The organism is Cellulophaga sp. BC115SP (genome assembly GCF_009905545.1).
Lineage (GTDB): Bacteria > Bacteroidota > Bacteroidia > Cytophagales > Spirosomataceae > Flectobacillus > Flectobacillus rivi.
Window position 1 is genome coordinate 154,684 of the sequence record NZ_JAAALB010000007.1, and the last position, 13,345, is coordinate 168,028.

Below are 13,345 nucleotides of genomic sequence, written 5' to 3' on the forward strand. Positions count from 1 at the left end.
CTGTCAAATAATGGTTGAAGTAGCTTTAAACGAACTAATATTGAGTAAGGGTTGTAAGGCAATCAAATCAGTTTCTTGCTCTTCTTGAATTTGAGCCGAATGACTTACCAAGAGTTGGTTCCCAATGGTATCTATCCATAAAAGTGGTTTGCTATAAAAATAGATAGCTACTCTGTGTTGTTGTTTGTCACTAATGTGTGATTGAATAATTTCAAATCTGAAGTTTTCAAACGACAAACAAAGCTTCCCAAATGCGTTAGTGACTTCGGGAACAACTCCGTTAAGCTGCTGAATGTATCCAACAGCTGCAGTACTTACCAAAAAATGAAGCTTTTCTGCTTGCGGGTTTTTCTCAAGAATTTCATGATAAGTTCTAAATTTTCCTTCTTGGTTATACAATTGTGCTTGCATAAAAAACTCTTGATGAGTATCATCAAACACATACTTGTCCCAAAGCTTGGTAGAGTTAGCGTCTATGATTTTACGATAACATAGTTGAATGATTCCTTTGGACATGGTTGTTTTCTAGGGATTAGGGGACAGGGTATAGTTGCTAGTGAACAGGCACAAAGGCACAAGGTGTTTTAGGGGTGAGGGTATAGTTGTTAGTTTATCAAAAAGTAGAAAAAAAAGTTCAACACCGAGTAGATAGGGTGTGTAGCAATTTTTTTCTACTTGCCTCTTGCCTCTTGCCTCTTGCCTCTTGCCTCTTGCCTCTTGCCTCTTGCCTTATGCTGAAACTACAATATTATGTGTTAAGACATAGCCGTCGGTGGTATTACCTGTAACAGTTGACATTTCGTAAGTTACACCATCTCCAAAGACGTTATCTTTTGCATTGGTAGTATCTGCTTGCCCATGGCTGGCATACACACCTTGTGCATATACAATTTTAGAAATATCTTCAGGAAATGCGATTTGTGTAACCAATAATGACGTTCCCGAACTGTTGTACACATGGACGTGAATATGTGTAGCTCTACCTGAATACCAACCAGGGTAGATACTCGTAAAGGTAACCAAACCTGTGCTATCTGTAACTTGGCGACCTCTCAGAAAGTGCACTGTTGTATAATTAGTAGCTTGCATGCCAGTACCACCATATTCTGAATAGTTGCCAGCTGCATCACAATGCCAGATATCTACAATTGCATTAGCTAAACCAGCACAACTTGCATTTTTATTTTGGATATTTATCTTAACCGTCAATTTGGTTCCAGTACGATCAGAAGTAATATTGTTTTGTACTAAAGACGAAGGTGTTTTAGTAGGAAAAGGTCCTTCAGTTTCAGATGGAGTACTTGTACAGCTTGTATTTGTCGAGCCACTAGTTGTCGTTGACGACGAGCTAGAGCTACTTGAGCTTGATGTAGGGTCAACACTTTCAGTTTTGCATGCTACGATTTGTGCTGTTACTAAACCCAAACCTGCTCTCTTCAAAAAATCAATTCTTTTCATAACACAGTTGTTTATTAGATTAGATACCTATTTCGAGATATGTCTTGTTACTTTACTTTCATGACCTAGTTTAAGCATGAAGCGTTATGAAAAGGTATATTTTTGAGGTGAAGAGTAAAAATGTGTCGGTGAAAGATATGTTTTGAAAAGAAATAAACGGATGCCTACAAGAATATTTTTAATCTAAACCTTTTAACCTTGCCAATAAAACCTTTTCATAAGTAGGCCCAAGTGGAATTTCGAAATTGGGTAAATACACTACTTTATTCCGCAAAGCTTTAATTTTATTGAAAGAAATAATATAGGATTTATGTACCCTGATAAAGAGTTTTTCTGGCAATTTGAGTTGTAAATTTTTCAATGTCATACGAGCAACAATAGGTTTACCTGTTGTACAATGAATCTTCACATAGTCATCAAGGGCTTCTACCAAAATAATATCTTCAAAGGCAATTTGATGTAAACTATAGTCGGCTCTTATTTGGATGTATTCAGGTATATTTTCTTCTTCTTGGGTGCTCAATATTTTTTCATGATATAATAAGGCTTTTTGACATGCTTGCTCAAAACGTTCGGGTGTGATGGGTTTTAGTAAATAATCAATCGCCTGAAGATTAAAACCTTCCAAAGCAAATTCGCTAAAAGCCGTTGTGAAAATGAGCATGATAGGTTGTGGAATACTTTTGAAGAAATCAATACCAGAAATGGTAGGCATATTGATATCTAAAAAAATTAAATCAACCGCGTTGTTCTGCAAAAAAGATGTGGCTTCGGAAGGTTTGGTAAAAGTTTGCACAAGGTTGATATTAGAGTTACGCTTGCACAAACTTCCTAAAACCTTCAAAGCTGGTGGTTCATCGTCGAGGGCTATGGCTTTTAAAGTGGACATTTCAAAAGGGTTTAGTCAAATAGCTGGATTGGGAATTAGGGCTGTACTGAGGAATTCAAACTATTGTAGATTTGGGATTTCTGATTTCGGGAATAAAGAAAAATACCTTTATTTTTTATAGTATATAGAAACTTACACTTCCGAAATCCAATATCCGAAATAAACGGTTTTTATAATTCTTCTTACAGTACTAATTTGGAATCAATGATTTATTGATGTAACTCCAACGATAAGGATACCGAAAAAAGATGTTGATTATGATTGATTACCAAATAATTTTTGTTGGGGTAATTTAGTTCTAATCGTTGCTTTGTGTTTTGCAAACCTACTCCAGTACTTTCTTTGGGTAGAATGTTGGGGTGGATTTTATTTTCTACTAAAAGAGATAAAAGCCGTTCTTGAATACTCAGATGTATCGTGATTGGAGAATCCTCTTCTGGTGAAATGCCATATTTAAAGGCATTTTCAATAATCGAAATCAGTAATAAAGGGGCTATTTTTAAAGAATGGCTATTTCCCTCTATTTTAAAATCAATTTGTGCGGTATCTCCCAATCTCAACTCTTGAAGAGCAACATAGTTTTTGATGTAAGTAAGCTCTTTCTCCAAATCAACCAAATCTGCATGGGCATCAGAAATCACATAGCGCATCATATTTGATAATTGTAATACTGCTTTACCCGATTGTGGCGCCTCTTCTTCAATACACATAGCATAAACACTATTGAGAGAATTGAATAGGAAATGCGGGTGAATTTGCGCTTTGAGATATTTTAACTCTGCATCGGTTTTGGCTTGTGAAAGCGCATATTGAAACTGACGAGTACGAAATAAAGTCGTAAAAAGAATACCCAATAAGTATAAAATCATCGATTTTCCAAAATCAAAAATAATACCTGGGGGATTCATAGGACCATGATGACCCATATCTGGATGACTAGATGGTGGTGGTGGAGTAAGGTGTATTAGATGTGGGGGAGGAGGTAAAATCCTATTTTGTGATTCACCAAGAATCATAGGCCAATTGATTTGGTTTGAAATAACATAAATAAAACCAAACAGCAATAGCAGTATCCCTAAAAACGAAAGATATTTCTCGGTGAGATATAGGCGTGGTGTAAACCAATAATAGTTGGCATAAAAGCAACCAAACATAAGGGTGTACGAAAAAAGATTGCTCAGTTCGTGTGGATTACGTTTGAGCATTTCCCAAGCTAAAAGGTCTCCGGGAGTAAATATATAAATCAGTCCAATAAACGAAAGGACTGGAATACTTTGCAATAAGATAGTCGAAAGTCGCTGTTTCATATTGCAAAGTATTGATAATTTTTTAGATGCTCAAGACCCCTATTTCACTATCCAACGATTGAGGGTATTGTGTGGGCTTTCTAGTACAATTTTGTAGAAACTTGAAGCAGGAATATCTTTGATAATCAAATGCTCCTGAGTCAAATCTGCCGTTCCAATTAGTTGATATTGGTCTTCGCCACCTTCTTCAAAATGATTTGTTGTGCTCAACCAAATTTTCATTTTGCCTTGTTTTTCCAATGCTTTCCAAGATACTTCCAGCTGATTATCGAGCAGTTTTACTTCTGGTGAGATAGCTGAAACAGGTTTATTCAATGCTACGCCATCTATTTCAAAGGCTTGCTTTTGAGGAAATTTAATGTTCATAAAATGGGCAATACTTGGCATAATATCCACTACTGCTGGTTGGTATTCCTTGAAATAGGCATTAAGGTTTTGTGCATTTGTTGTCATCCATGTAGTACGCTCACGCTCAGATTGCCCTCCGTGATTACGACCCGTTTGAGCATCACGTCCGTGGTCAGTTGTGATAAAGATTAACCATTTTTCTTTATGCTTTTTCTCTCTTTCTTGAATAGCACTCCACACTTTTCCTACTTGTTGGTCTACATATTCAATGGCTTTTTGCATTTGTGGGCTATCGCCGTATTTATGTCCCATATCATCCGAGTATTCCATATATAACCAAGTCATATCTGGAGCATTTTCAAGAATACCTTTTTGTGCATCATCGCTCACTTTTTCATCAATCTGATGAATATACCAACGTTCTTTGTCATGCTTATAAGTCGCAGTATCTAACTCATAACCATCAGAATGATAGTCAACTTTGAGTTGCTTGGTTTGTGCCAAACCATCGCCGACGAGCTTGGTACGATTGTCGAGCCAAGTAGAATATACCGCAATTTTTTTCTGAGGATACTGTTCTTTGAAGAATCTAAAAATGGTCCAATAATTATAATTAGGCGCTTTGATATCGTTGTCCCATACGTTATGCTTATTTACCCAAGTACCCGTCAAAAGGCTATTATAACCAACCGCAGAGATCGTTGGAGTTTGAGAATAAGTTCCTTTTTGACCACCCACATACGCACGTTTAAATCCGCCAACCTTGGCAATTGCCGAAAGGTTTGGAGTTTGTGCTTTTTCAATCACATCGGCAGGAATCCCATCTACAATGATAAATACCGCTTTCGGTGTTAATTTTTGAGCAAAAGAAAAAAGAGTATTTAAGAGAAAAAATGGAATGAGTAAACTGTATTTTTTCATAAAGGTAGTATCGTTATGGTAAGAAAATTGAGTTAAGAAAAGTTTAAGCTACAAAATTCAGAAAGGAATGAGGTATTTTTCAAACAGTTTGGATTAAGCTTAGGTTAATTTCATATAAATGGAAGTTACCGAGAGTTTTTTATATAATAGATAAAGCCTAAATTTGACTGATACAAGGAATAACTTATCATTTAGCCTTAGAGTTTTTGTTGTGTAGGTTATTGAAAATAAGTTGCTTGTATTTATTTTTCTGAAATCCTATTGTTTGAGCCGCAGGCGAGTTTAGGATTTCTTGACTTTCTTTTGTTACTTTTCTTGTGTCAAGACAAGAAAAGTAAAGAGTGTCAAATAGAAATTTTGTTTGTTTCAACAAATGCCGAATGAAATTTTAAACATATCTCTTCCCTGCTTATATTATCAAAATACTAAAAATTCCAGAGCCTCATGTTTATACTCAATGCCCAAAATTCGATAGCTAATCAATTTTTAGCAGAAATGCGAGACATCACTGTTCAAAACGACTCTATGCGATTCCGTAAGAATATGGAGCGTTTGGGTGAAATTTTGGCGTATGAAATCTCAAAAACCTTAGACTATCAGCCAGCAAAAGTACAAACACCACTGGCAGAAGCATCAACGGAATTATTAATAGAGCAGCCTGTTTTGGTAGCGATTCTTCGTGCAAGTTTACCCTTCTATCAAGGTTTTTTGAATCTATTCGATAAGTCCGAAAATGCCTTTATTGGAGCCTATCGTGGCAAACATCGAGCTGATGAAACCTTCGATATTCAGATGGATTATCTGGCTTGCCCTTCATTGGAAGGCAAAACCGTAATGTTGGTAGACCCTATGTTGGCAACTGGTAAGTCCTTAGTAAAATCCTATCAAGCACTTTTACAATATGGTAAACCCGCCAAATTGATTATTGCCGCTGCTATTGCTGCCCCTGAAGGGTTGGCTTATATTCAAGAATACATTCCAGAAGCATCACTATTTATAGGAGCCAAAGACGAGCGCCTTAACGAGAAATTTTATATTGTCCCAGGCCTTGGCGACGCTGGTGATTTGGCATACGGTGGGAAACTGTAAAGCCAAAAAACTGGGTAAAAGATAGAAAATTCCATCGGCAAGCACTCGTAATTTACTTGCTGATGGAATTTCAAAATCCTATTTCTGTATTGAAGCTTTTATAATTCTACAATATTAATTTTTCTCCATTTTACCTTGATACCACCGCCAGAGTGGATTTGCAACGCAATAGAGCCTGAGCGAGAGCCGACTTTTTCATCATCAAGTGTAATCATTTCCACGCCGTTGAGCCATGTAGTTACTTTATTGCCTACTACCTTGATTTTCATGGTATTCCATTCGCCCATCTTCAGCGCTTTGTCTTTTTCCTCAGCAGGCTTTATCAACCAACCTCTGCCATAAGATTCGTAAATACCACCAGTTGAGTGCCCTGGAGGGGCTACTTCTGCTTGCCAACCGCTAATTTTGGTTCCTTCGATACTTGAATGAAAAAACACCCCACTATTACCATCTGCTTCTTGCAAAAATTGAAGGGTCAATTCAAAATCCTTGAAGGTTTTATCTGTTGCCAGATAACCATATTCTTTGTCGGGACCACTTTCACAGATGAGCAGCCCTTTTTCTACGTACCATTTTTCGGTTCCGTAAATTTTCCAACCGCTAAGGTCTTTTTTGTTGAATAATGATTGTTTTTTTTGTGCAATACCAAAACTGGCGCACGCTACCCACAAGAGTAGGAGGAGAGATACTTTTTTCATAGTTAAAATTGGGTATAAATTGAGTAAAAAAGCTAAGCGACCAAGTAATGAAGCGCTGAAAATGTTCAATGGCTTAAAAGCGAAAGTGTCGCTTACTTGAAAGGAAAATTAAAAGATAGAACGTTATAGAATATCCTTTTCTGTGGTAGTAAAAAAAAAGGCAAAGAGGAATATATCTCATCTTTGCCTTTTCTTCAAAAATTATCTTGTCAATCTGTAAATCAAGATAGCAGTGCGCTTGATTAAGGCAGGAAGCTCTTTGATATTGAGGGTTTCGCCAGGGGCATGTGCGCCTTTTCCCGATGCACCTAGTCCATCCAAACAAGCTACATATTCTGCCACATACGAAATATCACCTGCACCTCTCGAACCTGGGTCGCCAGCCTTTACTTCGCCATAGCCCAAATCTTTACTTACTTGATTGAGTTGTGCTAAAATTTGCTCGTTGGCTGCGGTTGGTTCCATCGCAGGAATACCATCTGAGAAACTTATCTCGGCTTTTGTTTCGGTAAGATTTTTGGCTACAATAGCCTTCATAACCTCACGTGCCTTATTTTTTTGAGTTTCAGTCAAAAATCGTAAGTCACCATTTACGACTGTTTCTGGCGAAATAATATTTGTTTTCCCTACCGCGGAACCATTGGCTTTTCCTTCGTTGTATTTGATTTCGGCACCGCCTAAAATCATGCCTGGGTTAAAAGTGAGATATTTTTCAGAACTTAATTGCTCTCTAAATTCATTTAGGATACGTGCTGCTTCATAAATTGAGCCATACCCCATTTCTGGACTAAATACTCTTGACGAATGCCCTGTTTTTCCGTAGGTTTTCAATGACCAACCACTCGCGCCACGACGAGCAGTAGCAACGGTATGTAAACCAACAGCCGTTTCGAATGCCAATGCTACATCATGTGTTTTGGCTCGGTCAATAAAATCTTTACGACTCACAGAGGTTGGTTTGCCAGCACTTTCCTCATCGCCTGTAAAGTATGCTGTAATGGTGGCATTATCGAGTAGCTTTTGAGCTTGTAATGCTTGAAGTGCGGCTATGACTACGACATCGCCTCCTTTCATATCATTGACTCCTTGACCTGTGACAGTTGAGTCATTGATATAGGTATAGGGAGAAAAAGTCATTTCTTTTTCAAAAACGGTATCTAAGTGACCAATCAAGAAAAGCTTTTTACCTACTTTTCCTTTTTTCTCAGCCACCAAATGTCCTGCTCTTTTGAGCGAATCAGGTAGATTGACCCAAGTGGTGGCAAACCCAATTTTTTCAAATTCTTTTTTAAAAAGATCACCAACTTGTTTTACTCCAGCAGTGTTGAGTGTGCCACTATTGATATTTACAGCATCTTTCAATAATTGCTCGGTTTGAGCAAAATGAGCATCGATATATTGAGCAATTTTTTGTTCGGTCGGATTTAGTTTTTGTGCTTGTGTGCCAAAACTCAAGCCTAAAGCAAGGAGTGAGGGAAGTACGATTTTTTTCATCTAATTTAGAAAAGCGTTTGTTGGTTAAGAATTCAAATACCTAATATAGCTTATAATGGTATTTTTGACAATAAAATAGGTTTTTTCAACGCTTACTTTACTGTATATTTTATTAGAAATTGATTATAAAATGTGTTAAATTAACTCTGAGTAAGTACTTTCGTCCTCTTTTTACGTTTTCAAGCTCCAACACGTAACCATTGTTTCGTATCTGGACTAGAATTTCCTCCCCACTCACTGACTTAACTCAAGGCTTATGAGAATTTTATTAATAGAAGATGAGGTAAAAACGGTTAGAATTATCCAACAGGGTCTCGAAGAGCAACAATACGAAGTAGATGTTGCCTATGACGGTCCGATGGGTTTTCAGTTAGCCTCACGCCATCCTTACAGTTTGATTATTACTGATATTATTTTGCCAGGCTTCAATGGGCTCGAACTATGTAAAAAACTTCGGGAGGCTCAAATCGCCACGCCTGTCCTGATGCTTACGGCATTAGGCACTACCGATGACAAAATTGTGGGGCTCGATGCTGGTGCCGACGATTATCTTGCGAAACCCTTTGAATTTCGAGAGTTGGTTGCACGTATTCGAGCACTTACTCGTCGTGGTAGTGCGCCTTTACAAACCACCAACGTACTCAAAATTGCTGACCTCGAAATGGATTTGGATATGAAGTCTGTAACAAGAGGAGGTAAGACGATTCCGTTGACAGCCAAGGAGTTTGGTCTGTTGGAATATTTTATTCGTCACCAAGGTCGAGTGATTTCGAAGGTAGAATTAGCTGAGAAAATTTGGGATGTAACCTTCGACACAGGCACTAATGTGATAGAAGTATATGTGAATTTTTTACGTAAAAAAATCGATAAGGATTTCACCGTCAAGCTACTGCATACACACATAGGCATGGGATACGTACTAAAGGTGATAAATTAGGTAAATCCTTCAGCAATCCAATATATGAATATCCGTCTCAGACTCACATTTCAGTTTATAGCCCTGGTGACCGCCATTATGATTTTGTTTTCGGTAGGGGTGTATTTTTTTAGTAAACTCTATTTAGAAAAACGTTTTTATAAGCGTCTTCAAAATAGCGCTGTTACGACTGCTACTTTACTGTTTGAGATTCAAGCGGCAGATACTACGGTGCTCAAGCTGGTCAATATTTCGGATAAGGAAATTCTGCACGATGAGTCGGTTTCGGTTTATAGTCAAGCAGATAATAAGTTTATTTTTTCGACTGAAAAAGGTAATGAAAAAATTCATGCGCAAGTGCTTCCTCGCGTAATTAGCACACAGGCGAGTAGTTACCTGATGGTAGATGATTATCAGGTTTTTGGAATGTCTATCCAATATAAAGGGAATAATCATTGGATTATAGTAAGTGCTGTTGATGAAGCTGGAAAAGAAGCCTTGTCTGATTTACGGAAAATATTGATGATAATGACCCTTGTGGCTATTCTATTGGTGGGCTTGAGTGGGTGGATTTTTGCTGATAAAGCGCTAGCGCCTATGTCGGCAATTACGCGACAGGTAAACTCTATTTTTCCTAAAAATATTGGAAAAAGAGTTGAGCACCCAGACCGAGAGGATGAAATCGGTTTGTTGGTAGATACCTTCAATCGGTTACTTGATAGGGTAGAACAAACCCTTTTGACGCAAAAAATATTCATTGCGAATGTTTCGCATGAACTCAAAAACCCATTAACCAAAATCTTTTCGCAGCTTGAAATAACTCTGCTACAGCCACGTTCGGTGGAGGTATATCAAAAACTTTTATCGTCTTTGAAAGATGATACGCGTACTCTTACACAGCTGACCAATACCTTATTAGATTTGGCAAATACTGTGGTAGATTCTAAAGCTATTGCAAAGGCATCTGTACGCATGGATGAGTTGCTTTGGGATGCTAAAAGTCAAGTCCAAAAATGGCATGAAGACTATCAAATTAACATTTCTTTCAATGATTTCCCTGAAGAAGCGGACGCTTTGGTCATTAATGGCAATGAAGCAGCACTGAAAGTAGTATTGATGAATTTGATGGATAATGCTTGTAAGTTTTCGGAAAATAAGACCGTCAAAGTCGATTTTTCAACTAATGATTATTGGATAAAACTATCATTTTTTAACGACGGCCCGGCAATTCCTGCCAAAGACCTTCCTAATATTTTTGAACCGTTTTACAGAAGCAACGCTACCGCACAATCGGTAAAAGGTCATGGAGTAGGGTTAACAATAGTACATCGAATTACCCAACTGCATAACGGACACATAGACGTAGAATCGTCTTCAGAGGGCACCACTTTCCGTGTAAGTTTCCCAAGTATTTTAATGCCTGGCCCATTGAGTGATTTGTGATTGAGTGTTTGAGTGATTGTTTTAAAAATGGTAAAGACATTATACTTTCGGTCTAAACAACCTATTAAAATCAAAAAGTGGTTAGGAAATCAATTTCTGACCACTTTTTGATTTTAATAGGTTAAATGACACATTTTGGTAAAATTTTGAAAGGTATTTTGGAATAATATCGTCAACTGTAGGAAAGCTGAAATAGATACTATGTTATAGACAGTGAAGATGTTTTTTATGAATTCCGAAATCAAAAATCTCTAGTCCACAATTTTTAAGGTCGATTTAAGGTTGATTTAACTCCTCTTTAAAAGCGTTACAGTTATTTTGCTCATGTAAAACGAACGAAAACAGGAACTTATAAATGATTGTGGTAACTAATTTTTTCCTTACTTTTTAAAATTGATTCTTAAAACAATCCCAACCATTCATTTTAAAGCAAATTAATAACTATGGAGAATAATAATAATCAGACCTTCTTTAAGGTAGCATTAGGAGTTACAGTAGGTGTTATCGCTTTGTTGAGTTATTTGTTCATTGGTGCTCGTAACGAAACATTCGAATTACAAAAAGCACTTACGACAAAAGTAGAACAGTTGTCGAGTACACAAATCAAATTAGATTCTATCTCAAAATCATTAGATGAAAAAATCAAGGAAGTTGAGATGTTGGGCGGTAATGTTGCCGAATTAGAAAAAGTAAAAGCTCAATTAGAATCGGATAAGAAGAAATTGAAATCAGATTTGAGTTTTTCTATCCAAAAATACGAAGCTAAAATCAAAGAATACGAAACATTTTTGGCTACCAAAGATGAAGAGTTGACCAAGCTAAGAGAAGAAAACGGCGACTTGATGGCTCGTAACAAAAACTTAGAGTCAGAAAAGCAAGCTGCATTGAGCGAAAACGCTGGTTTGAAATCAGATAAAGATAATTTGAGCAAAACGGTAGCTGATTATACTTCTCAAAATGAAGAATTGAAGCGTAAAGTAACCATTGCTTCGGCCATGAAAGCAACCAATGTTGAGGTATATGCCTTGGCGTCTAATGGTAAAGTGCGTGATGGTGGTCGTTACAAAGCTTCTAAAATTGACCGTTTGAAAATCTCTTTTGGCTTAGCTAGCAATCCTGTTGCTGAAAGAAACAACAAAGACATCTATATCCGTATTATGGACGCTACTGGTGCAGTTGTAAGCGCAGATGGTTCGTCAGGAACGATGCAATACGATGGAAAAGAATTAGGATTCACGGTGAAACAAAACGTGTTGTTTGAAAACAACGACCAAAAAGTAGATGTCGTTTACGCCAAAGGATCTGCTTACAAATCAGGAAAGTATTCAATCGAGTTATATTCGGAAGGATTCAAAATCGGTACAGGTACTTTTGAAGTAAAATAGTTTTTTGCCCTTTATTTACTGAGTATATCTAGAACGGTGTAGGCATGCTTACATCGTTCTTTTATTAAACCACTAATTGATCTCTTGAGGTCAATTTCTTAAACACAACACACATGAAGACGCTACACATCACATTTCCCAGACATATATCTATTCTTTACTGGATGATTCGTACTAGCGAAGCATTCGAGACGATGCAAGAATTCGTTAGCTTGTTGTGGACAGCCCTTCGTCGTTATCCTTTCTCGTTTGTGGGCTTGAGTTATATGTTTTTGAGTATGGCATTTTGTTATTGGCCAATTTCAGGACATTGGTTTGCTGGATTTATGATGATGTCTTTGCCCGTAGCGTTGATTTGGGGTGGTTTAGCATCTATTTTTTTATTGGTTAAAAAACAAAGAGTTGTTGCAACGGTAGGTTTAGTGTGGTGTTTGTTGGCGACGCCTTTAGCTCGTAGATTTATGGGTATTGGAAGCGAAAAACCAATGACCGCTTTGCAAGATGCGAATTCGCTCAAAGTGTTGAGTTTTAACAGTGCTAAGTTTGCGGATTTTCCAAGTGATTTTGCACAATGGAATGAGCTAGATGCCGATATTGCGTGTTTTCAGGAATATTCGCCTAACGCAACCATTGAGAAAAATTATGCCGAAAAAGCAGTACTATTAGCAGACGATTTGAATGAGGAGGTTGGCTTGGGACTTTTGTCTAAGTACCCGATTGTGAAGAAATACGGACGTATCTGGAATCGTGAAGGACAACCAAATATTAATGGTTATATTGTTGCGGATATTGCTTACAAAGGAGATACCGTACGTGTAGTAAATGTACATTTTTGGTCGATGGGAATTCGTATCAACCAAGCGTTTGATGCACTGAAAGAAGGTAAAATTGCAAGCTTTTTCAACGAACTAGGCGATAGTTTTGGAAGATTGAAATTTGGATTTGATTCCCGTTATCAACAAATCGACGAGGTGCAAGAATATGTGGCAGGGAGTCGTTACCCTGTGATTCTTTGTGGTGATTTTAATGAAACACCATTCGGTTACGCTTACGGAAAAATGAGTTTATTATACAAAAATGCCTTCGAAGAAGTAGGCAAAGGAATGGGTTTTACCCTCAATCGCCAACCGTATTTTGTAAGAATTGACCAACAATTTTATAGCCATCAATGGGAAATACAAAGCTGTAAAACTGTTCCATCGGTAGGTTTTTCGGACCATTTTCCATTAATGGCACACTACAAACTCAATAAGCCTGTGGAGTTGAATTCACAAGTACTTGTTGCCAAAGTTGACTAAACAGACAAACTCTATATTAATAGGCTCTAGGCTACAAGCCATAGGCGTTAGGCAAAAAAGTTTCTATTATTTCATGAGAAACATTTTTAACTCTTAGCC

12 protein-coding genes are annotated in these 13,345 nt (G+C 37.4%); 5 read left to right on the forward strand and 7 right to left on the reverse strand.

Translation table 11 applies throughout. The features are described from left to right. Nucleotides 1-3 precede the first annotated feature (3 nt). The 5 genes from GVN22_RS08010 to GVN22_RS08030 form a co-directional block, all read right to left on the reverse strand. Nucleotides 4-516 (reverse strand): hypothetical protein, encoded by a 513-nt coding sequence (locus tag GVN22_RS08010; protein ID WP_166550514.1) that lies wholly within the window; start codon nt 514-516, stop codon nt 4-6. 213 nt (nt 517-729) lie between these two features. Further along, nucleotides 730-1,458 (reverse strand): intradiol ring-cleavage dioxygenase, encoded by a 729-nt coding sequence (locus tag GVN22_RS08015; RefSeq protein WP_166550515.1) that lies wholly within the window; start codon nt 1,456-1,458, stop codon nt 730-732. A gap of 178 nt (nt 1,459-1,636) precedes the next feature. After that, entirely contained in the window at nt 1,637-2,347 is a 711-nt protein-coding gene (locus GVN22_RS08020; RefSeq protein ID WP_166550516.1) for a LytTR family DNA-binding domain-containing protein, read from the reverse strand. A gap of 209 nt (nt 2,348-2,556) precedes the next feature. Next, nucleotides 2,557-3,654, reverse strand: a complete 1,098-nt coding sequence (locus tag GVN22_RS08025; protein ID WP_166550517.1) for a sensor histidine kinase — start codon at nt 3,652-3,654, stop codon at nt 2,557-2,559. A gap of 39 nt (nt 3,655-3,693) precedes the next feature. After that, nucleotides 3,694-4,923: an alkaline phosphatase family protein gene (locus GVN22_RS08030; RefSeq protein ID WP_166550518.1), complete on the reverse strand. Its 1,230-nt coding sequence runs from the start codon at nt 4,921-4,923 to the stop codon at nt 3,694-3,696. Between the two features lie 444 nt (nt 4,924-5,367). Between GVN22_RS08030 and upp the strand changes: the two genes are divergently transcribed. Further along, a complete protein-coding gene (upp, locus tag GVN22_RS08035; RefSeq protein ID WP_166550519.1) occupies nt 5,368-6,012 on the forward strand; it encodes a uracil phosphoribosyltransferase in 645 nt (214 codons plus the stop codon). A gap of 98 nt (nt 6,013-6,110) precedes the next feature. On the opposite strand, the gene GVN22_RS08040 is transcribed toward upp, so the two are convergent. Both GVN22_RS08040 and GVN22_RS08045 read right to left on the reverse strand, forming a co-directional pair. Then, nucleotides 6,111-6,710 carry a DUF1080 domain-containing protein gene (locus GVN22_RS08040; RefSeq protein WP_166550520.1) on the reverse strand — a complete coding sequence of 200 codons (600 nt, stop codon included), beginning with the start codon at nt 6,708-6,710 and terminating at the stop codon, nt 6,111-6,113. Between the two features lie 201 nt (nt 6,711-6,911). Continuing rightward, a complete protein-coding gene (locus GVN22_RS08045; protein ID WP_166550521.1) occupies nt 6,912-8,204 on the reverse strand; it encodes a M20/M25/M40 family metallo-hydrolase in 1,293 nt (430 codons plus the stop codon). Nucleotides 8,205-8,460: 256 nt separating this feature from the next. On the opposite strand from GVN22_RS08045, the gene GVN22_RS08050 reads away from it, so the two are divergent. From GVN22_RS08050 to GVN22_RS08065, 4 genes are all read left to right on the forward strand, one after another. Continuing rightward, nucleotides 8,461-9,141: a response regulator transcription factor gene (locus GVN22_RS08050; protein ID WP_166550522.1), complete on the forward strand. Its 681-nt coding sequence runs from the start codon at nt 8,461-8,463 to the stop codon at nt 9,139-9,141. A gap of 24 nt (nt 9,142-9,165) precedes the next feature. After that, on the forward strand, nt 9,166-10,563 hold the full coding sequence (locus GVN22_RS08055) for a HAMP domain-containing sensor histidine kinase (protein WP_166550523.1): 1,398 nt from the start codon (nt 9,166-9,168) through the stop codon (nt 10,561-10,563). A 443-nt stretch (nt 10,564-11,006) separates the two neighbouring features. Continuing rightward, on the forward strand, nt 11,007-11,948 hold the full coding sequence (locus GVN22_RS08060; RefSeq protein WP_166550524.1) for a hypothetical protein: 942 nt from the start codon (nt 11,007-11,009) through the stop codon (nt 11,946-11,948). Nucleotides 11,949-12,061: 113 nt separating this feature from the next. Beyond that, nucleotides 12,062-13,246, forward strand: a complete 1,185-nt coding sequence (locus GVN22_RS08065) for an endonuclease/exonuclease/phosphatase family protein (protein ID WP_166550525.1) — start codon at nt 12,062-12,064, stop codon at nt 13,244-13,246. The last annotated feature ends 99 nt before the right edge of the window (nt 13,247-13,345 follow it).